The organism is Bacillus mesophilum, from assembly GCF_008923265.1.
GTDB lineage: Bacteria > Bacillota > Bacilli > Bacillales > Cytobacillaceae > Cytobacillus > Cytobacillus mesophilum.
In genome coordinates this window covers 683,010-704,183 of the sequence record NZ_WBOT01000003.1, presented here as the reverse complement: position 1 = coordinate 704,183, position 21,174 = coordinate 683,010, and the positions used below count along the sequence as shown (strand labels likewise).

20 protein-coding genes, 2 pseudogenes and 1 riboswitch are annotated in these 21,174 nt (G+C 38.3%); of the genes and pseudogenes, 8 read left to right on the top strand and 14 right to left on the bottom strand.

The features are described 5' to 3' along the window. Window positions 1-313: 313 nt before the first annotated feature. The 5 genes from ribH to F7732_RS13100 all read right to left on the bottom strand — a co-directional run bounded on the left by ribH (window position 314) and on the right by F7732_RS13100 (window position 5,225). The gene (gene ribH, locus F7732_RS13120) at window positions 314-778 is read right to left on the bottom strand and encodes a 6,7-dimethyl-8-ribityllumazine synthase (RefSeq protein ID WP_151574471.1); all 465 of its coding nucleotides are present in this window, start codon (window positions 776-778) and stop codon (window positions 314-316) included. 47 nt (window positions 779-825) lie between these two features. Further along, window positions 826-2,013 carry a bifunctional 3,4-dihydroxy-2-butanone-4-phosphate synthase/GTP cyclohydrolase II gene (locus F7732_RS13115; RefSeq protein WP_151574470.1) on the bottom strand — a complete coding sequence of 396 codons (1,188 nt, stop codon included), beginning with the start codon at window positions 2,011-2,013 and terminating at the stop codon, window positions 826-828. 16 nt (window positions 2,014-2,029) lie between these two features. After that, the gene (gene ribE, locus F7732_RS13110; RefSeq protein WP_151574469.1) at window positions 2,030-2,674 is read right to left on the bottom strand and encodes a riboflavin synthase; all 645 of its coding nucleotides are present in this window, start codon (window positions 2,672-2,674) and stop codon (window positions 2,030-2,032) included. Further along, window positions 2,659-3,762, bottom strand: coding sequence for a bifunctional diaminohydroxyphosphoribosylaminopyrimidine deaminase/5-amino-6-(5-phosphoribosylamino)uracil reductase RibD (gene ribD / locus F7732_RS13105; protein ID WP_151574468.1), 1,104 nt, complete (start codon window positions 3,760-3,762; stop codon window positions 2,659-2,661). The genes ribE and ribD overlap by 16 nt, the downstream gene beginning before the upstream one ends. 289 nt (window positions 3,763-4,051) lie before the next feature. Then, window positions 4,052-4,198: riboswitch (FMN riboswitch) on the bottom strand. 166 nt (window positions 4,199-4,364) lie between these two features. Next, the gene (locus F7732_RS13100; RefSeq protein ID WP_151574467.1) at window positions 4,365-5,225 is read right to left on the bottom strand and encodes a manganese catalase; all 861 of its coding nucleotides are present in this window, start codon (window positions 5,223-5,225) and stop codon (window positions 4,365-4,367) included. A 263-nt stretch (window positions 5,226-5,488) separates the two neighbouring features. Between F7732_RS13100 and F7732_RS22670 the strand changes: the two genes are divergently transcribed. Further along, complete coding sequence (locus tag F7732_RS22670; RefSeq protein WP_161598882.1) at window positions 5,489-5,635, top strand: hypothetical protein; 147 nt, start codon at window positions 5,489-5,491, stop codon at window positions 5,633-5,635. 105 nt (window positions 5,636-5,740) lie between these two features. On the opposite strand, the gene F7732_RS13095 is transcribed toward F7732_RS22670, so the two are convergent. The 5 genes from F7732_RS13095 to F7732_RS13075 form a co-directional block, all read right to left on the bottom strand. Further along, window positions 5,741-6,583 carry a glucosaminidase domain-containing protein gene (locus F7732_RS13095; protein ID WP_151574466.1) on the bottom strand — a complete coding sequence of 281 codons (843 nt, stop codon included), beginning with the start codon at window positions 6,581-6,583 and terminating at the stop codon, window positions 5,741-5,743. A gap of 211 nt (window positions 6,584-6,794) precedes the next feature. Then, window positions 6,795-7,934: a mannitol-1-phosphate 5-dehydrogenase gene (locus F7732_RS13090; RefSeq protein ID WP_151574465.1), complete on the bottom strand. Its 1,140-nt coding sequence runs from the start codon at window positions 7,932-7,934 to the stop codon at window positions 6,795-6,797. 1 nt (window position 7,935) lies between these two features. Next, window positions 7,936-8,370 (bottom strand): PTS mannitol transporter subunit IIA, encoded by a 435-nt coding sequence (locus F7732_RS13085; RefSeq protein ID WP_151574464.1) that lies wholly within the window; start codon window positions 8,368-8,370, stop codon window positions 7,936-7,938. A 23-nt stretch (window positions 8,371-8,393) separates the two neighbouring features. Beyond that, complete coding sequence (locus F7732_RS13080; RefSeq protein ID WP_151574463.1) at window positions 8,394-10,493, bottom strand: BglG family transcription antiterminator; 2,100 nt, start codon at window positions 10,491-10,493, stop codon at window positions 8,394-8,396. Window positions 10,494-10,761: 268 nt separating this feature from the next. Continuing rightward, entirely contained in the window at window positions 10,762-12,198 is a 1,437-nt protein-coding gene (locus F7732_RS13075; RefSeq protein WP_151574462.1) for a PTS mannitol transporter subunit IIBC, read from the bottom strand. Window positions 12,199-12,548: 350 nt separating this feature from the next. Between F7732_RS13075 and F7732_RS13070 the strand changes: the two genes are divergently transcribed. After that, a complete protein-coding gene (locus F7732_RS13070) occupies window positions 12,549-13,397 on the top strand; it encodes an STAS domain-containing protein (protein ID WP_151574461.1) in 849 nt (282 codons plus the stop codon). A 94-nt stretch (window positions 13,398-13,491) separates the two neighbouring features. On the opposite strand, the gene F7732_RS13065 is transcribed toward F7732_RS13070, so the two are convergent. Next, entirely contained in the window at window positions 13,492-13,914 is a 423-nt protein-coding gene (locus F7732_RS13065) for a hypothetical protein (protein ID WP_066442852.1), read from the bottom strand. 154 nt (window positions 13,915-14,068) lie between these two features. Between F7732_RS13065 and F7732_RS13060 the strand changes: the two genes are divergently transcribed. The 4 genes and pseudogenes from F7732_RS13060 to F7732_RS13045 form a co-directional block, all read left to right on the top strand. After that, a complete protein-coding gene (locus F7732_RS13060; protein ID WP_151574460.1) occupies window positions 14,069-14,626 on the top strand; it encodes a sigma-70 family RNA polymerase sigma factor in 558 nt (185 codons plus the stop codon). Then, window positions 14,580-15,455 carry a hypothetical protein gene (locus F7732_RS13055; protein ID WP_151574459.1) on the top strand — a complete coding sequence of 292 codons (876 nt, stop codon included), beginning with the start codon at window positions 14,580-14,582 and terminating at the stop codon, window positions 15,453-15,455. The genes F7732_RS13060 and F7732_RS13055 overlap by 47 nt, the downstream gene beginning before the upstream one ends. A gap of 842 nt (window positions 15,456-16,297) precedes the next feature. Continuing rightward, window positions 16,298-16,849 (top strand): annotated as a pseudogene (locus F7732_RS23470) (methyl-accepting chemotaxis protein); the annotation flags it as partial. A gap of 78 nt (window positions 16,850-16,927) precedes the next feature. Then, window positions 16,928-17,049, top strand: a pseudogene (locus F7732_RS13045) (formate/nitrite transporter family protein); the annotation flags it as partial. A 164-nt stretch (window positions 17,050-17,213) separates the two neighbouring features. On the opposite strand, the gene F7732_RS13040 reads toward F7732_RS13045, so the two are convergent. Next, window positions 17,214-17,861: an SDR family oxidoreductase gene (locus F7732_RS13040; protein ID WP_151574457.1), complete on the bottom strand. Its 648-nt coding sequence runs from the start codon at window positions 17,859-17,861 to the stop codon at window positions 17,214-17,216. Window positions 17,862-18,028: 167 nt separating this feature from the next. Here F7732_RS13040 and F7732_RS22665 point away from each other — a divergent pair, with 167 nt between their 5' ends. After that, window positions 18,029-18,175, top strand: a complete 147-nt coding sequence (locus F7732_RS22665) for a hypothetical protein (protein ID WP_156495704.1) — start codon at window positions 18,029-18,031, stop codon at window positions 18,173-18,175. A gap of 132 nt (window positions 18,176-18,307) precedes the next feature. Continuing rightward, window positions 18,308-19,300, top strand: coding sequence for a potassium channel family protein (locus F7732_RS13035; RefSeq protein WP_151574456.1), 993 nt, complete (start codon window positions 18,308-18,310; stop codon window positions 19,298-19,300). On the opposite strand, the gene F7732_RS13030 is transcribed toward F7732_RS13035, so the two are convergent. Beyond that, window positions 19,297-19,707, bottom strand: coding sequence for a YugN-like family protein (locus F7732_RS13030; protein WP_151574455.1), 411 nt, complete (start codon window positions 19,705-19,707; stop codon window positions 19,297-19,299). The two genes, F7732_RS13035 and F7732_RS13030, sit on opposite strands and share 4 nt — an antisense overlap. Window positions 19,708-19,810: 103 nt before the next feature. Then, the gene (locus tag F7732_RS13025; RefSeq protein WP_151574454.1) at window positions 19,811-21,157 is read right to left on the bottom strand and encodes a glucose-6-phosphate isomerase; all 1,347 of its coding nucleotides are present in this window, start codon (window positions 21,155-21,157) and stop codon (window positions 19,811-19,813) included. Window positions 21,158-21,174 lie beyond the last annotated feature (17 nt).

Below are 21,174 nucleotides of genomic sequence, written 5' to 3'. Positions count from 1 at the left end.
TTTACTTCTAAAACAAACTATTTAATTATATAAATTTATTAAAATGATAGGAATTTTTCTTTGAAGATAAATTGATAGATTTATTGAAAATAATTTTGTCGGGATGGATGCCTTTTACACGTAGCTCAATAAGTGGTATTAACACAGATAGTGAGGCAGCAATTAGGTATAGAAATCGTCTGAAACTAGAACTATAATATTTAAAAAGAGCATTGAATCTGCATTCAATGCTCTTTTCTATGTTGAAATCATTACATCGTAAAACCGGTCTTAGAGGAGATAAACGATTAGAGCGCACCTCTCTTTATTTGAATTAAAACTTCTTCATTAAATTCGCCATTTCAATAGCTGCTGTTGCAGAATCCCATCCTTTATTTCCTGCTTTTGTTCCTGCTCTTTCTATTGCCTGTTCAATTGTATTTGTGGTTAGTACACCAAAGATAACTGGGATTCCTTCTTGCATGTTAATCGCAGCAACCCCTTTAGCAACCTCATTACAAACATAATCAAAATGAGGAGTAGCTCCGCGAATAACTGTTCCGAGTGTTACAATGGCATCATATTTCTTAGATGCTGCCATTTTCTTTGCAACCAATGGTATTTCATACGCTCCAGGCACCCATGCCACCTCAATATTATCATCACTTACGCCATGTCTCTTTAAAGCATCTTCAGCTGCTCCCAGCAATTTACTTGTAATAAATTCATTAAACCTGGAAACTACAATACCTATTTTAAGATCCGTACCTATTAAATTACCTTCATGTATAATTGTCATTTATATTCTCCTCGGATTTTATTTTTTACGTTCAAATATATTATCTTTTAAAAAAGGTGTCCCATTTTTTCTTTCTTCACTTGCATATACAATGCATTCTCTTCTCTAACCGGCATCTGAATAGGCATACGGTCCGTTACCTTCAATCCATGCCCTTCAATTCCTGCAATTTTTCTGGGATTATTCGTTAAAAGACGAATGGATGAAAGTCCTAAATCACGTAAAATTTGAGCACCTATGCCATAGTCGCGCAGGTCAGGAGCAAAGCCAAGCTTTTCGTTTGCTTGAACCGTATCATATCCTTCTTCCTGAAGCTTATATGCCTTCATTTTATTGACGAGGCCGATCCCTCTGCCTTCCTGCCTCATATAGAGAAGAACTCCTTGACCCTCCGCATCAATTTGAGCCATTGCAGCGTGAAGCTGCGGCCCGCAGTCACAGCGAAAAGAGCCAAATACATCACCAGTCAGGCATTCAGAATGTACTCTAACTAGAACATCTGACTTTCCTTGGACCTCTCCTTTGACAAGTGCAATATGCTCTTGTCCTGTCAGAACTTCTGTAAATGTCACCGCTCTGAACAAACCGAAATCGGTTGGCAAAGAAATCTCCACCACTTTTTCAATTAACTGCTCTTTTTGACGGCGATAAGCGATCAATTCTTTAATTGTTAAAATCACCAAATTAAACTTCTCAGCCATATCTTTAAGCTGTGGTCCTCTCGCCATCGTGCCATCTCTATTCATTATTTCGCAAATAACACCAACAGGTTCAGAGCCGGCTAATCTGGCTAAATCAACAGCGGCCTCTGTGTGCCCTGCCCGTTTTAATACGCCTCCTGTTTGGGCAATAAGCGGGAAAATATGACCTGGTTTTTTAAAATCTTTCGCCGCAGCAGAAGTTTCCATCATTTTTTGGACGGTTTCAGAACGTTCAAATGCAGAAATGCCTGTATGGCTAGAAGAATGATCAATGCTAATCGTAAAGGCTGTTCCATGAGAATCTGTATTTTGTGCTGTCATTAAAGGCAATTCAAGCTGCTCTGCCTTTTCTTCAGTAATTGGAACACAAATAAGCCCTTTACCCTCTGTTGCCATAAAATTGATCATTTCAGGTGTTGCAAATTCACCAAGTGCGATAAAATCACCTTCATTCTCGCGCTGTTCATCATCCACGACAATGATGGCCTTCCCCTTCTTTAGCTCTTCTATTGCTTTTTCCACTGAAGCATACATGCGTCCGCACTCCTTTTTATAAAAAGCCATTTCTTGTCAGCATTTCAGCTGTCAGATTAGTAGTTGTTGTATTTTCATAACGAAGCAGTTTTTCCGTATATTTGGCTAACATATCACATTCAATATTTACGAGGTCACCCACTTGCTTAGATCCTAATATAGAGTCCATCTGTGTTGTTGGTATAAGGGAAATAACAAAGTGGTCTTCGTGCACACCAAATACGGTTAGCGATGTACCGTCAACAGCAACCGAACCTTTTAGTATGAAGTAACGCTGCCATTGTTCTGCAATCCCAATTTCCAAATATAGAGCATTACCTCTGTGATTAATTCTATTAATTTTTCCAGTTGCATCGATATGACCTGATACAATATGACCGCCAAATCGGCTGTTCGCTAGCATTGCTCGTTCTAGATTCACTCTATTGCCAACATATAAGGTATGAAGAGCAGTAGATTTTAACGTTTCAGGCATTAGATCGGCAGTGAAAGAATTGGTTTCATATGACGCAACTGTTAAGCAGACTCCGTTTACGGCAATACTGTCACCAACCTTTACATCTTCAAGCACCTTCTCACATTCAACGGTGAGTTTCATTGCGTCCTGTTCATGATGAATGCCTGAAATGATACCGATTTCTTCTACTATTCCAGTAAACAAGAAGCAGATTCCTCCTTTTGAAACTGTGCATGCAGACGTAAATCCAGTCCGAATGTTTGCATATCCAAAATATACAAATTCTCACTATCTTTCATCCAGTTTCTTTTTTCGCTGCTAAAAAAGGAAGTTCCATTGCCAATAAGTTTTGGTGCAAGGTATAAGTAAAGTTCGTCCGCCAGGTTCTCATCAATAAAACTCGAATGAACACGGCTTCCCCCTTCTACCAATAACGTCATCACACCAATACCGCCTAAATACTTTAATACAGACGGTAAAAAAGCCTGCGACTTCGGAATAACTTCTTTATGAACAAAATTAGAGTCGTATTTCTTATTTTGCTCTTCCAAAGGAACTTGTGTAAAAATAATCGTCTTTACAGCTTCGTCAGTTACGACATTTGCTGTATTTGGCGTCTGTAGGCGCCGGTCTAAAACAATTCGAATGGGATTCTTTCCACCATGGGGCAAACGGGTGGTGAGGAAAGGGTTATCAGCAATAACGGTTTGTGCACCTACTAAGATGGCATCATGGATATGGCGAAGATAATGGACATCTTCCCTAGCTTCTTTGGAAGTGATCCATTTGCTGTCTCCTGATGATGCGGCAATCCGGCCATCGAGAGTGGCGGCTGCTTTTAAGGTGACATAGGGAGTACCGTATTGGATATAGTGAAAAAATGCTCGGTTTAAAAATGCTGCCTCTTTTTCTAAAACGCCTGTGACTACTTCAATTCCTGCTTGTTTCAGCTGGGATATTCCTCTTCCTTTTACTAAAGGATTCGGATCCATACAGGCAATAACAACACGGCGAATACCGCTATTTATAATGAGATTTGTACAAGGAGGTGTTTTGCCTCTATGTCCACACGGTTCAAGGGTGACATAAAGATCTGCTCCTTTTGCATGATCATGCGCCATTGTAATGGCATGGACTTCTGCATGTGGTGTCCCGGCTTTTAGATGCGCACCAGTACCTATAATCTGGCCATCTTTCACACAAACAGCACCCACAAGAGGGTTTGGAGATGTTTGTCCCTCAGCAGTTATCGCTAGATCAAGCGCTATTCTCATATAATATTCATCATTCAATCGCACCCCTCCTATTAGAAATGGCGAGCACAAATGACGATAAGGGACATACTGAAGAAAACTTTTGCAGGAAGAATGACACATCCTTTTCTTCTGCAAAAGATAAACTGATCAGCAAATAGAAACAACTGAAAAAAACACTTAGAAAGTTGTTTAACTAATTCCCATAGTCTCTTGGCCAGCCTCTGCAAATAACATATAGCAAATAAAAACTTGATCTTATATCCATTCGGAAAAGACAAGCTTCTCTAAAAGAGGGCAGATTTCACCTGAGCATTGTACATATAAAAGACAACTTCTCCCATCCAGACTTTCACTGTCGGTGCCGGATTTACACCAGCTCCACCGAATCCAAAGGAATCCGGGTCACGGACTAACGAGGCATGCACGCTCGATCACCGCCGGTAAGGATTTCCACCTTGCCCCGAAGTGTTTTCTATGTACGTTTATAATTTAGCACATATATTCACAAAAACATATTTTTTTACTCACTTTACTAACTGTCAGAATATTCCCTCACACCAAGGTTCTCATCTGAACTCCGCATAATACATATACAAAAAAACCGCCATCCATCTGCAATTAGGCGGTCATCTCTTATATTAGATTAAATTTGGTGGAATCTGTTCATCTCTTCCTTTTACAACCGCCAGAGGTGTGTCAAAAATATATTCTGGAGCAGGCTTTAACTTCGGTTTATTCGCAAGAGGGACCGGGTTTTCTACATAGTTAAATGTTCCAAGTCCATCCATGCTCTTACCTTGTGCCCAACGTCCTGTTGCACTTTCATTTCCTTCTGAAAAATTAAATAATGTATAAGCAACTTCCTGCTTTTCTAATTCACGCGGGAATGTACTAGGTACGACAACATTTTCTTTTGCTTCCAATTCTTTAATAGCAGCAAGCCATTGATTTTGGTGCATTGTATCACGAGCAATTAACCAGGAAAGCATATCTTTAACACCGCGGTCATTCGTAGCAGCATAAAGTCTTGAAACCTGCAGACGTCCCTGTGACTCTGCTGTTAAATTCATTCTAAAATCAGCCAGCAGGTTACCGCTGGCAATAATATAATTTGCTGTCCAGCGGTTACCCATAGAATCTGCAGGCATCGCACCCAATCCAGAAACGATGGCATGCTGCGGGTTCATACCGCCTAAAATAGCACCAATTACCGGATCTTTTGCAGCTGTTTCTAAATCGCCAACAGGTGCTCCGTCCAGAAGGCGTGCGATCATTGTTGCAAGCATTTCAATATGCGCCAGTTCTTCTGCGCCAGTGTCCATCAATAAGTCTTTATATTTTCCATTTCCTCTAACATTCCAGCCCTGAAATAAATATTGCATGGCTACAGAGATTTCACCCCATTGACCGCCTAGCACTTCTTGCAGCTGACGAGCAAAAATCGGATCGGGTCTTTCCGGCTTTGCATGATATTGCAGTTCTTTTTTATGAAAAAACATAGACACACCCCTATTTATTTGTCTTAACAGAAGCAGTATATTGTAGCAATGAAATGGGTGTGTATGTCCCGGGAAAACAAACCTTCTGAATCATTTAATACCTTCATATATATTCCTAAAGTTATAATTTTATAGAAAAACCGAGTATTTTCGTCATAAGTTGCTGTTTTTCATAAAAATTCGACTTAAACGGCCTCTGCTTATTTTTTTGCAGGAATATAAAATGAATAGAAAGACCTATAAAAGTGGAGGAAATCTTCAATATGACTATTGAACATGTTGAATACAATGGAGAGAAATATGAGGTACTCTTTAAATATCAATCTGGATACTGGGAACTGCTGGACCACCAGACCGGACAGGTGATTCTCGTTCATCATTCCGAAATAAAAGGAACTCATCTAAAGTGATAAGCTCCGTAAGATTAAAACACGTTATATATTCAAGAAAACATAAGAATATGCCCTGTTTTTTGTAAGGCAAAGCTTTTAAGTCGAGTAAGATCAGTTCAGCGATTATTTTATTCTTAATTTTTGCCCTATATAAATGGTATTCACGTTTTTCAGCGTATTCAAAGCACTAATAGCCTGAATAGAAGTTCCATATTTTACAGCAAGTTCTGAAAGTGTTTCACCTGCTGCAACAAGATGATAAATAGCCTTGTTGTCTACAGATGCATGATGATTGGGATTAATCCAGGAACCTGGTACTCCTTTTGTCGCAGTAATATTAATCATCCCCTGGCTTTCGTTAAAAATAATATATGTGCCTTCCTTGATGACCGTCCTTTGACTTGTACGTGATTTGGCATTATCAGCTGTAAAGTAACCGGGGATAGCTTGTACAACTTTATAATATTTCTGAGATTGTGAACCTGGCGTCTGAACCTTTGAAGGAAAAATGGCAAGGTCATATTGGGTAAGGTTATGAGATTCGATAATGGTAATCAGCTTTTGTGCATAGTCAGGATCTGTAGCATAACCTGCAGATTGAACAGCGTTGGCAGCAGTACGATAATTACTCTCCCCAATAATGAGTTTATATTTATGTCGATCCCAGGATACTCCTTTTAAAAAGAGATTGGCCAGATCTTGAAACGACTCATACCAGCTTGGATACTTTCTGAATGCAGCCAGTATTTCTACCTTTTTCCCTTTGACTACTTCCCAAGTCGGCATTTCCACAGACTGGCCATTGTATGATCCCTTAATGCCGAATAAGTTCTTCCCTTCTTGTGCAAGCTTACTCTTTCCCCATGCGGATTCCAAAATAGCCTGGGAAATTAACAAAGAAGCTAAGATATTGGATTCCTCTTGTACTCTCTTGGCATACGGAGCAATTTCTGCTATAAATGTCATTCAAAATCCTCCTTTACTTCTATAATATGAAAATCATGTGAAAACAGACAGGGTAATTAGGAAGGCATTTTGCCTTTTTCTATTAAACAGCGTAATGAAAACCTGCCATTTTAATATAACCTTTCCCCAAAAGAAAAAGCCGTTTCAAAGCTTTATGGATTCAGCTTTAAAGCGGCTTTTTATTAATTTACAAATTATCATTATCTCTTTTTCACTTTAGGTTTTTTAATACTAGCTCTACTAATGGATGATCCTGTGATAGACCACATACTTGAACCATTGTTTCTTCATAACCATTTGCTTTGATCTTTTCCTGAAGCTCCACTGCTTCTGGATCTTCCTGAACATCATACTTTAGGGCAGCAGCGATTACTTTCGCTAAGTTTTCAGGATTCTTTTCTAAGTATTGAATATACTGAACAGCAGGGCTCACAAGTCTGTCATTTCGCCCTAGCTTGCGTAGCGGACCTCTTGCCACACGAGTAATATCATCATTAATATGCGGATTCTTAAATCTGCCCACAATTTTATTGATATATTGCTGGTGTTCTTCAGAATTAAATCCGTACTTTTCTACTAATACCCCACCCGTTTCATGAAGCGTGTTTCTTACTGCTTCAAGTACATGGTCGTCTTCCATTGCATCTTTAATTGTTTTTAGACCAGCCTCATATCCTAAATATGCTGCCGCCGCATGACCTGTATTCACCGTAAACAATTTGCGTTCGATATATGGACTTAAATCATCGACAAAGGTAACACCTTCGATAGCAGGAACCTCTCCGATCATCATCGATTGATCTACAGCCCACTCGTAAAATGGTTCAACAAGCACCATTAGTTTATCTTCATTTGTTTGAATAGGGACAATACGGTCAACAGCCGCATTAGGGAAAGCAAACAATTGATCAAATTTTCCAGCTTGATCTGCATTGAGTGATTCATATACCTTCTCTTTTAAGAAGCTGCTGCCGCCAATCATATTCTCACAAGCAATAATGTTTAATGGATTAGAGCCTGCTTCTGCTCTCATCTTTAATCCATCACGAATTAAATTTGCAATAATCCCAAGCACAGTAGGTCCAACTGCCGTTGTCACTAGGTCCGCCTTCGCGATTGTTGAAATAACCTCATCACTGTTTGTTTTGCTATTGATCGCTCTCACATTTTTTACAATCGTTTCTTCGCTTTGATCAGCAGCGAGTACCACTTTGTATTCTCTTTTTTCATTTAAAAGGTCCACTATTTCATCATTAACATCAACGAAAACGACTTCATAGCCTGCATCAGCTAAAAGCTTTCCAATAAAGCCGCGTCCAATATTTCCTCCGCCAAAATGTACGGCTAACATATTAGTTCACCTCATCAAATAAGGATAGAATCTCTTCAGCAGATGTAGCTTTAACAATTTTTTCTACGTTTTCTTCTTCAGAACATACAATGGCAATTTGTGAAAGGATTTCAAGATGTGCTCCATCTTTTCCGGCAATTCCAATTAATACTTTCACAATGTTACCGCCGCCGAAATCCACACCGTCCGGAACCTGTACAATGGCTAAACCAGAAGTATTGACAGATTTTTTCGCATCGTCTGTACCATGTGGGATTGCAACAAAATTCCCCATAAATGTAGAAGAAAGCTCTTCTCTCTCAAGCATTTTTCCAACATACTCATGATCGACATATCCTTTGTCTACTAGAATTTGCCCTGTAAATTTAATCGCTTCTTCTTTATTCGTAAATGCTTGGTTTAAAATGATATTGTCTGCAGTTAAAATGTTTGTCATGTTTGACACTCCTTTAAAAATTTCTATACTTGGCTATATTTATTTTCAAAAACAAGCTGCAGTTCATCTGCCAGTAAATTAGCAATATCTAGACTGCCTCCTGTTTGAAACACTGAAATAGAATGTTCATCTCTAATGATTAACGAACTGATCGCACTCAGCAGTTCTAATCCTTCTTCTGATTCATCCAATGGCGAAAGCAAAAGTAAAATGGTATCAGCCTTCATGTCAGAACCATCCATCCCTTTCATAGAGAGTGGCTTTTTTACCCTCCGCACCATAAAACATGGACTTTTTACAAATTCACTTCTGGTATGATAAAGCGCAAGCTTGGTTTCTGGAATTCCAAGTCCGCCTAATTCTTCTCTTTTCAGCAAATCCTCAGTGACTTTTTTAGAGTCTGTAATCACACCTTGCTGATATAATTCAGTGCATATTTTATTAAGAATGCTTGGAATCAATTGATCTTCATCAATAAAAGATAGAGAAAAACGCTCTAAGAGCAATTCGATTGCGGCTGCACTTCGTTTAATCTTTGAAATTCGGATGCGGAAGTCATCATAAGATTGTCTTTGTTTCAAGCGAATTGATTGCTTTACTTGATGTCCAGCTTCTTGATGAAGGGTAAAGAATTGTTTAATTTTTTCAATATCACTAACTGTTAAAAGGGGACTGACAAGCAGGTAGTCCCGATTAAAGTTTTTTAATGGAATAGTAGAGATTACAGCATCGAAACCATGTATATCCAGTTGATCCAGATCAAAAATAGATGCATTAATTGTAGACAAGCCAGGGAGCTCCTGTTCCAGTTTTGTTGATAGGATTTTGGAAGTGCCAATCCCGCTGGAGCAAATAACAAGAGCTTTCTTGGGACTAGTTTCTTCACTATTCAGCAAAGCTGAGGCAAAATGCATGACTAGATATCCAATCTCTTCTCTGGGTACCTTCAATTCTGGAAGGACATTTGCCATACCATGCTGCAAAATAATAAACAGTTCCTTATAATCTTGCTCTATTCTTTCCAATAAAGGATTAGAAATACCCATATTTTGTTTGATTCTATGCAGGGCGGGTCTTAAATGCGCAACAAGTCCCTGGAACAGGGAATTATTCGTCGTTAAATCGATATCAAGCTTACGGCTGACAAATGTCATTAAATTCTGTGCAAGGACCCCTGCATGCAAACTTGTTTCTCCAAGCAAGTCATCATGATCATTCCTCAATTTAGCTCCCATCAGGTGCATTGTAATATACCCGATTTCACCTTGGGAAATGTTTATTTTAAATACTTCTTCCAAACCTAAAACAATTTTTTCGGCAGCCTTGTATTCTCGCGTGCCTTTTAAACTGTTCAGATAGTCTTCTTCAAAATTAATTTCCTCTCCCTGCTGAATTCGTTCGATCGCCAATGCCAGATGAACGACTAATCCGATATATGCACTATCGGCAATAGCATAAGGAAGATCCTCTTTAATATCTTCTATTTGTTTTTCTATAATTAGCAGCTTTGTCTTATCAACTAATCCAAGTAATCGGTCTGTTACCGTATCAACCACTTGTGCTGAGCGTTTTTGAATATTTTCTTTTATTAAAGAAAGGAACTCAAATTCATCAATATTTTCTATGATGATCTTACTCATAGCCTTTCTTTTAGAACTCTCTGTGCCAATCAATTCAACACCGTAGCCACGCTTTCTTAGCAATGTTAAGTCAAAAGGGGTAAGACGCTCTTCTACCTTATTAAGATCATTACTGACAGTTGCAATTGTGACATTTAAATCATTGGCCAGCGAAACTAATTTAACTGGCTCCGCTGCATCCAAAAGAGCAGATAAAATCATAGTCTGCCGTTCCTCAGGCGTATATTCATTATGAGAAAGATTGAATAGAAAGAGACGAAGCATCTCCTTTTTTTCTTCTTCACCGTTAACAGCTATGCCTATGCCTGATTTTTTGTTAAGTTCTAATCCGTACTCCTTTAAAATCTCTTCGACTCCTTTTAAGTCGCGATGAATCGTCCGAGAACTTACCTCTAATTCTTTTGCTATTTCCTTTACCGTTGTTTCTCCCGGCTGTAATAGCAATAATTCAAGTATTTTTCTTTCCCTCGCTGATATGTACATTCACATCACTCCACAGCATTGGCATTCACCATGACATATTATGAGCAAAGTTTATGACAAATATGAAATACAGCATCCTATTCTTTCATTTTAATAATAAGAAATGATACTCTCAACAAAAGAATAATGTATTTTCGTCATGAAAGTTGTTGCCAGTATTTAATTATCCTAATTTATTTAAAGAAAACCCTAATCATATTCTGCTGGAACATTTTAATTGAAAAACTATAAATAAGACTGGTTCACAAAGGAACCAGCCTTTTTTTATTTACTTCAGCTTTTCAATCAATTCATCATATTTAGGGCTATTTAAGAAGTTTTCAACCGAAATATGATGTGCAGTCGGCAGTTTGTCTTTGGCACGTGGTGTTAAATCTTTATGTGTAATAACCACGTCTGCATCTGCTGGAAGATTGTTAATTGCTGTGTTTGTAATATCGATATCCAAGCCAGCCTTTTTCGCTTTATTCTTAAGAATGGATGCACCCATAGCACTGGATCCCATTCCTGCGTCACAGGCAAAGATAATTTTGTTAACATTTTCAGGATTGAAGCCTTCAGCTACAGGAGCTTTTGATTCAAAGTTGCCTGCTACAGAGCTCTTTTTCCCTTTCATTTCTTGCATTTTTGCTGCTGCTTCTGAAATATCTTCTTCTTCGTTTTTCTTACTTGTTTTTAAGATTAGAGAAGCTATTGCAAACGAAACAGCTGTTGCTACAAGAACCCCTAGAATAACACCTAAGTGATTTCCGCCTTTTGGTGTCATTGCGATTAAAGCAAAGATGCTTCCTGGTGAAGGAGGTGCTACTAACCCAACATTCAATAAGCTGAATGTGAACATACCACTTACACCACCAGCGATTGCTGCAAGAATTAACGTTGGTTTCATTAAGATGTACGGGAAATAGATCTCATGAATTCCTCCGAAGAAATGGATAATCGCTGCTCCTGGTGATGTTTGCTTCGCAGAACCTTTTCCAAAGAACATAAATGCAAGTAAGATTCCAAGACCTGGTCCAGGGTTTGTTTCAATAAGGAACAGAATTGATTTTCCAGCTTCTGCTGCTTGCTCTGCTCCAAGTGGAGATAAGATACCATGGTTAATGGCATTATTTAAGAAAAGAATTTTTGCTGGTTCAATCAGGATGTTTACTAATGGAAGTAAACCAGCATTAATAATTGCTTCAACACCAGCTGATAGGATATCTGTTAATCCTTCAACTAATGGACCGACACCCAGTAAAGCCCCAATGGCTAAAAGTGCCGCAAGTATACCTGCAGAGAAGTTGTTGATAAGCATTTCAAAACCTTGAGGAATTCTTGGCTGCAGAAATCCGTCAACCTTCTTAATCGCCCAGCCCGCTATAGGACCAACGATCATTGCACCAAGGAACATCGGAATGTCGGACCCGGCAATAACACCCATTGTTGCTACCGCACCAACGATACCTCCGCGATCTCCTCCATAAATCATTTTACCGCCTGTGAAACCAATTAGGATTGGCAATAGATAGTTGATCATCGGACCAACTAGCAGAGCTAGATCTTCGTTTGGAAACCAGCCGTCTGGAATGAATAATGCAGTAATAATACCCCAAGCAATAAATGCACCGATGTTTGGCATAATCATGCCGCTTAAGCTGCTTCCAAATCTCTGAAGTTTTACACGAAAACCAGATTTTTCAGCCTGTGTTGTATTTGACATGTAATTTTCCCCTTTCTCTGTTTTTATCTTTAAAAGTTATTGTATGACTTTCTACTTTTATAATACGTTCAATGTAAAGCGGTTTCAATTCAAAGAAAAACGCATTTTGTCACTCCTAATGTTGTCATGATTGTAATAACTGTTTTTGCCATGTTTAATATTGGATTAAGTGTATGACATCACCTAATAAGCATTTTTACCTGCAAACGTTTGATTGTACTAGTCCTTTTTGCCTTCATTCTGCTTTCCAAAGCATATGGTCAAGGAGTAGCAGTTTGTCTTTACAAGACTTTTCTACATATTTCAGTTAAACTATTTATTAATATTAATTTAAATCAGGGGGGATACGATTGCATCGGAATCAAGAGCTTCATACATTTCTAATAGAAAAGGCAAAAAATTTAACCGAAGAATGGTATGAATCACTTGATAAAAGTGATCCAAAAGGAGTATATTCTTCAAGCAATCCTGAGGAAATTCAAAAATTGAAGCAGCAAAATTACGATTTTCATTTACATTTATGCAAAATTTTTGTTCAGGAAGAAGAACAATTCTTGCAGGAGTTTCAAGACTGGATTATTCATATTGCTCAAGATGAACAACACCTCAATACCCCTTTACAATACATACTGCGGGAGTTTTTACACGTACAGGAACAATACCTTTGCTATATCGATGAATTTGCTTCTATTCATAAGGGGCAATATTCACATGAGAAGGTTCAGCTTTGGCAACGCATCATCATTCGAGCCTTTAAAGAAGTTGTTCTTAGATTTGTGCAGGAAAATCAGGTCTATTCTGAAAAGAAGCTGCTGGCACAGCAAGAAATCATCATTGAGCTTAGCTCTCCAATCATTACGATTAATAAAGGAGCAGCACTGCTTCCTCTTGTTGGCGATATTGATACAACGCGTGCAAAATTTATACTTGAGCATTCTCTAAATGAATGTTCGAACAAGGGGATTAATCACCTTTATATCGACCTTTCAGGTGTGGTCATGATTGATACGATGGTTGCACATCAGATTTTCCAGTTGATCAGTGCCTTAAAAATGATTGGTGTACAAACTACTTTATCAGGTTTAAGGCCTGAAGTTGCCCAAACAACTGTTCAGCTTGGACTTTCGTTTGAAGAAGTCGTGATAAGATCAGACTTGGCTGCTGCACTTTCTGCAAATGAAATAGATTCGGCAAAGTAGACTGGACAATAGTGCTTTTTAAGAGTTCATTCAATATTTTCTGTCATACTAATAACTTTCCATTATAAAAAGGGATCACAACACGTGATCCCTTTTACTGACCATATAATTCTTTATATGCAACAACTTTTAAAGCGAGGATTTCTTCCTCAGTCAAACTGGCTTCCATTTGTGAGATGACTTGCTCTTTTGATACAGTGCCTTCTTGAGCCTGAACCCGCAAATCATTTAATTCTGTTAAACCAACCTTTTGGATCAGCACTCTTGTCGCTTCTTCCTTAGTAGTAAAAGGCAGGCTTTCTGGGTCTGCTGCCTCAGCTTCAGCAACAAAAGCCATCAATTCCGGGTCACTTTCAATCGCAGACTTAATATTTTCCAATTCCCCACTATTCTCCAGCTCAGTAGAAATAGTTTCCATTACTTTCTCAGCAGCCATGTTTGTGCCAAAATAGTAAATAGCAAAACCAAGTCCTCCTATAACTACTAGCACAACAATAAGGATTTTAAAAAACTTCACTTTTTCCACTCCCAGAAAATTTCTTTTGTACACATCATACTATAGAAGCTGTCAGAAAGATACAATTACACTATTTGGAAATTATTTTAAAAATAAACTTATTATAATGGAACGTCGTCTAATGTATAAAAGTAAAAAAAGAGGTGAATTCCACTTGCAAAGTCATGACGTAATTACAGATTTAATGGACCGCCATGGCACATCCATTTTGCAGCTTGCCTATTCATTTGTCCGCAACAAGCAAACTGCTGAAGACCTGACTCAAGAAATATTTATTAAATGTTATGAAAAGCTCGATACCTTTGAAGGAAATTCGAGCATGCATACATGGTTGTACCGAATTGCAATCAACCATTGCAAAGATCATGTTAAGAGCTGGAACTATCGAAAAGTTCATGTCAGTCAGCATATCAGCAAATGGTTTACCAGCCACCAAGCAAGTCCAGAATCCAAAATGATTCATAAAAGCGAAAGTGAGCAGCTATTTAATGAAATACTGACACTGCCGCCAAAATACCGTGAAATTATATTTTTATACTATTTCCAGGAACTCCAGTTAAAAGAAATTAGTGAAGTCTGCCAGATCAATCTCAGCACAGTAAAATCAAGAATGACGCGGGCCAAACAATTATTAAAAAATGCAATGACAGAAAGGGGTGCAGAAGATGGACAACAAACTGATGAAGACGAAAGAAGATCTGTTAAAGGGTGAGATGCAGGGCCTGGTCTTTACCGAAGAAATGAAGAGAAACGTGTTAGCAGAAATCAGTCAAAGACCATCCATGTCCAGACAAAAGAAAAAAGTAAAAAACAAAACGGTACCTGCAGCCCTCAGCTTTGCAGCCGTGACAGCCTTCGCCATTGGCATGTACTATATTATCTCAAATGGACTATTGGAAGAACCTAATGCTGACAAGCCTCCTGAAGAAACAGAGATCATTACTCCGATTGAGGAAGATGTTAAAGAGAACGACAACGAGACAGAAGAGGAAACGGAAGAAAAACTCCCTGATGATACTGTGGAAGAGGAAGAGGAACCAGATTCCGATCCTGACAAAGAACAAACAGACACAGAGACAGATCAGGAAATAAATGACGATCAAAAACAAGATGAACCTGTGGTTGTGGAGCCGACGAAGGAGGAATTGGCCGATATAATCAATAACTTTACGGTTGAAATGGAAGAAATTGATAAAACTGTAAATTCTAATTATGAATTTGGATTTAAATATCCAGATATAGAAACAAGAGAAGAATATTATAGCTACTTTACACACCTAGCAACGCTAGAGGTTATTGATCAGTGCTTTAGCTTTCGTTTAGAAGAAAAGGATGACGGTTTATATATGTTACCAACCAATTACCCTTTTCATTTTTCATTTGAGAACCCATATGACATAAAAAAAATTAATGATAAAAAATACCAAATTCTACAAATTCAAAACAATGTTATGTTTTCACCAGATGACTTTCAACTTACCTTTACATTCGAAAAAATCAAAAATAGATGGATAATTACCAATATTGACCCAATATTTTAAAAAGCTTGCCACTCAAGGCAAGCTTTTTTTAAATTAAATATTCTTTCTTAGTATGAGTTTATTTGTAATAAAACAGGGTATAGACAACCATCTCTCATACGAAAGGACTATGTAAAATGTCACAAAATACCACAACAAGCCGCTTTATTAGCATCAAAGTCATTCTCGTCATCGCCATTGTGATTTCTAGTCTGATCTCATCACCGATTTCAGGTTTTTTAAACCAAGTTATTGCAGATTTAGGAGTATTGAGTGCAGGTGTCAAAACAGCTGTCACCTTTATCATTAATATTCTCATCAGCCCAATTTTAATTATCTTATTTACACGCTTTTTTATCCTAAAAAAAATAACTCTTATCAATAAGAAGCTTGAAGATATACAGCGCGGAGACTTTAGTTCATTGGATTTTCAGTTGAATGATGAATTCAGCCAAATTGCACATAACATAAACAATTTGTCACAAAGTCTGGAACAATATATTCAAACTGCTAATCAACAGTCTGCTGCGGTGAGTAAACAAAGCAATTACCTATTTCAATCCTTATCAAATGTTTCTCAATCAACTGAAAAGCAAAAGCAGCTGCTTCGAAATGTAGAAGATGAAAATAAGAGAATCGTTACTTCTATAGAAGAATCACATGCAACCTTAACTGAATTGGCTTCATCTATTGACGGGGTCACAAGTGCTACACATACCATTAATGAAAAAACTGCTGAGGCTTCAGGCATTTCTGATCATGTGAAACAGATGCTCACATTAGTAGATCAAAAGTTTACATATGTTCAGCAAAACTCAGAAGAATCTGTTCAGTCTATTGAGCATTTAAAAGAAAAAGGAATAGAAATCGGTAATATCATTTCTATTATTACTGGCATTAGCGGGCAAACCAATTTGCTGGCTTTAAATGCTACGATTGAAGCCGCACGTGCCGGAGAGCACGGAAAGGGATTTGCCGTCGTTGCCTCAGAGGTGCGCAAGCTTGCGGATGAATCTCTGAAAGCAGCAAACGATATTAAGGAAATTATAGATTCATTTACTGAGGATGTTGAAAAGGCAGTTGCTCTCATTTTAAATGGGAAAGAACATGTTCTGGATGGCCAAAAGTCCTTTAAGGAAGCAGACAGTGAAGTGGATGGCATCGCCCTATCGATTAGGCTGCTGGCAGATGAAGTAAACACCATTTATGCTTCGATGGAAGAAATGAATGCTGGAATTAAAGACATTACCATACAAATTGATCAGACCGTTGAATCAGCTGAGAATAATAATTCACTGCTGGAAACCTATACTCAGCTTCAGTCAGAAATTGATCAAATTATACATAATGAAAAGGACAGCGCTAAGCATTTATCTTCAAGTGCAACTTCTTTAGAGGGGATTTATCAAGGATAGGTTAGCTCTATTATTTTAGGCTAAAGGCTTTATTGGTATCTATCTAAAAAAAATCCTTCACAAATACTGTTTTTCACTTTTTTCCGGGGGATCTTATGTAACTGGCTCGTTTGTTTAGCATTTTATATACAATGACATTAAAGGGTGCTGGAGCAAAGCTATTTGTCATGGTTCTCTTTGTTTTTTGTTTCTTTATTAATTTTCCTTTTAGCAGTCCGAAACGATGAAAAATCAAAGCGTTCAACCTGGATATTTTTCGTATCTCCGACGTTATATAAATTTATCCGCCAAACGCATTATAAACAACGAAACAAACGAAAACGCAGGCAATCCATACTAAATTGGATCACCTGCGTTTTGCCATTTAACCAATATTATTCAGCGCAGCCTCAATCGTATCTACACCGCTAATCAAATCAAAAGAACGCTTAATCAACTTATCATTTTCCAGCGCTGCCACAATCACAGAAGCGACATCCTCTCGTGGAATCATTCCTCCGTGAATATTATCCGCAGCTGTAATTTTACCTGTGGCCCCTTCATTTGTAAGCCCGCCAGGACGAATAATTGTATAGTTCAGCCCGCTTGCCTCCAAATGTTTATCTGCGTAATACTTCGCAACATAATAAGGCTTTATTTGTTCATTCCAATTCTCGCGATTATGAGCCTGCAGTGCACTCACCATGATAAAGCGTTTAATGCCTGCCTTTTCAGCCGCTTCGATTGTTTTCACTGCTCCATCCAAATCAATGAGCAATGTTTGATCAAAGCCTGTTTGTCCACCTGACCCAGCTGTAAATACGATGGCATCACAGCCTTCTGCTGCGTCCGCAATATGTTCGACACTGCCATGCAGACTGGCAAGGACAGGTTCTGCCCCCAGCTTGCTCAGCTCTTCTTTCTGCTCTTCTTTTCTAACCATAGCTTTCACTGAAAAGTTGGGATGTTCTGCTAGCTTCTTCACAACGAATTGTCCAATTTGTCCGTGTGCTCCTACAACTAAAACGTTCATAACCACATTCCCTTCTTTATGAGATACTGTTCATTATTTCAAAATCAAGTTTATATTTCAAATGGTCTGCTTTAACCTAGCAGTATGCCAAAGGAACCATATGGTGGTTTTAAATTGCGATAACTTGGGTATATAATCATTGATCTCAAATCGTAAGGAGCATGATGATGACGAAAGAATTTGAACAGCTTATCTTGACGAAACAATTGTCCTTGATGACTTGGGAATATAAAAGATGTGAAATTAAAGAGGTAAAACAGCAAATTCTAACAGATATAAAATTGCTAATTAAAGCTCTGGATTATTTAATATAAATATAGATTATTCACATTTTCTCCCCAGCCCCCTTAACCTCGGAGCGTTCATATACACCCCTTATGAAACCTATAAAACATGTCCATAATGGAATTAGTACAGCACACTACTTCAAGGGGTGTTTTTATTTTATGCCGCATTTTTTAATGTCTAGATTTATCCGCTTACCGCTTGTTCTTCGAATTTTAACCATTGCACTCTTAGCTATATTTATTTTTGGCTGGTTAGTTCACTTAATTGAACCTCATAACTTTCCCAAATTAGCCGATGGAATCTGGTGGGCGATCATTACAGCATCTACCGTCGGATATGGAGACTTTGTGCCTGAAACTGCTCTTGGCCGTTTTACTGGAGTTGTTTTAATTATGACTGGGGCGGGTTTTCTGGCGAGTTATTTTGTTGCTTTAACAACTGCAGCTGTAACAAGGCAAAATGATTTTCTAGAAGGGAAAGTTGCATATAAAGGAGCTGACCATATTATTGTGATTGGTTGGAATGAACGGTCACGGGAAATTTTAAATACGATTTGCAGCAGTAAATCGAATCATTATGTCACGCTGATTGATGAAACTCTCGAATATAATCCTTTACCGCATAAGAATCTCCACTTCATACAAGGGCGCGCTAATCGTGACGATGTATTATTGAAGGCAAATATCCATTCTGCCCGAAAGGTCATTATTACAGCAGATCAAAATAAAAATGAATTACATGCAGACATGAATTCGATTTTGACACTTCTGGCTGTAAAAGGTTTAAATGCCAAACTTCCATGTATTGTTGAAATCTTAACAGCTGAACAGTCTGAGAATGCCAGAAGAGCAGGTGCGGATGAAATCATTCAAACTAACTTGTTAACAAGCTTTGTTATGATCAACAGCATCACCTCTCAAGAACTTGTTAACTCCTTCTTGGGATTGCTGAATCAGCTTGATAAGCGAAAATTAACCTTTCAGCCTGCATCAGAGGAAATCATTAATCAGTCATTTCTACATTTAAGTCAAATGTTTATCGCTGAAGGAATTTTACTATTGGGGATAAAAAGAGGAGAAGAAACCATTGTAAATCCTCCCCATCCTTTTATCGTCGCAGGTGAAGATCAGCTTATAGTAATTATGAATTAATCTGGCAATATATTCGATTCCAGCTCTTGTACAAGTGCTTTTCCTGCAGCTACATATTCATCCGGCACCATTCCATCTTTATCCACTGGCTCTGAAAACTGGTCAAATGATGCAGTGAAATTTGATGTGTATGCATGATCATCTAAACCAATTTGATAGATATGCGACAGGATAAAGGGATTGCCGCATTCAACAGTGCAATTACGCGAATCAAGCTGCCCATCAATGGCTTTAAATGGAATGCGCAAAAAATGATATCCTTTGTTTTCGGCATCCATTTTATAATCAAAGTAGCCATGATCATAATCCCAATTTCCTCCGATCATATAACCCATTGGCTCTAACAGCTGCTCTAGTTTGTATAAATTAAAATGTGTTCCCTTAACCTTTGAAGGTATTTCAACCATTATCATAGCCCCTTTATGTTGATTTACTATTAGCTTGTACAAAAAGGGAGCAAATCATGAAAAAAGAAGAAGCGCCTGCTTAGACGCTTCCTCAGAATTTTTATTACAGTCTTTTTTCAAGTTCAGCTTTTTTCTCTTCAAAGCCAGGTTTTCCAAGCAGTGCAAACATATTCACCTTATATGCTTCAACACCAGGCTGATCGAACGGATTGACACCAAGTAAATATCCGCTCATCGCACATGCTTTTTCGAAGAAGTAAGCAAGATATCCGAATGTATAAGCATCCATTTTAGGAATGGTTACAATTAGGTTTGGCACTCCGCCGTCAGTATGAGCAAGAAGTGTCCCCTGGAAAGCCTTGTCGTTGACAAAATCAACTGATTTTCCAGCTAAGTAGTTTAAGCCATCAAGGTCGGATTCAGCTTCCTCAATAGTCAGCTCATGACGTGGCTCGTCCACTTTAATAATAGTTTCAAACAAATCTCTTCTTCCTTCTTGAACATATTGTCCAAGTGAGTGAAGATCTGTTGAGAAGTTTGCAGAAGCCGGGAAAATTCCTTTTTGGTCTTTTCCTTCACTCTCACCAAATAGCTGCTTCCACCACTCAGAGAAGTATTGAAGCCCTGGCTCGTAGTTGATAAGCATTTCAATTGTTTTTCCTTTATTATAGAGAACATTACGGACAGCCGCATATTGGTAAGCTGCATTCTCCCCTAATTCAGATGTGCCAAAATCTCCGCGCGCCTCAGCTGCACCTTTCATCATTTCTTCGATATTAACGCCTGCAGCTGCAATTGGAAGAAGACCAACAGCCGTAAGAACAGAATATCTTCCGCCTACATCATCAGGAATAATAAATGATTCATATCCTTCTTCAGCAGCTAGTGTTTTAAGTGCCCCTCTTGCCTTGTCAGTCGTAGCATAGATTCGTTCACGCGCACCTTCTTTTCCGTATTTCTCTTCTAGCATTTTGCGGAAGATACGGAAAGCAATTGCAGGTTCAGTTGTTGTACCGGATTTAGAAATAACATTAACCGAGAAATCCTTCCCATCAAGAAGGTCCATAAGGTCTTTCATATAAGAAGAACTGATGTTGTTCCCGGCAAAGATGATTTGCGGTGTTTTTCTTTGTTCAGCAGAAAGTGCATTATAAAAACTGTGCTGAAGCATTTCAATCGCAGCACGCGCACCAAGATATGAACCGCCGATTCCGATGACGATTAAAACATCAGAATCACTTTTGATTTTTTCTGCAGATTTTTGGATACGTGCAAATTCTTCTTTATCATAATCTACGGGCAGATCAATCCAGCCTAGATAGTCGTTTCCTGCTCCAGTTTTTTCGTGTAAAGAATGGTGGGCAACCTTTACCGCATCCTGTAAGTATGTAAGTTCGTGCTCTCCAAAAAAGCTGAGTGCTTTTGAATAATCAAATTGGATATGTGTCATAGCGAAACCTCCTAAGT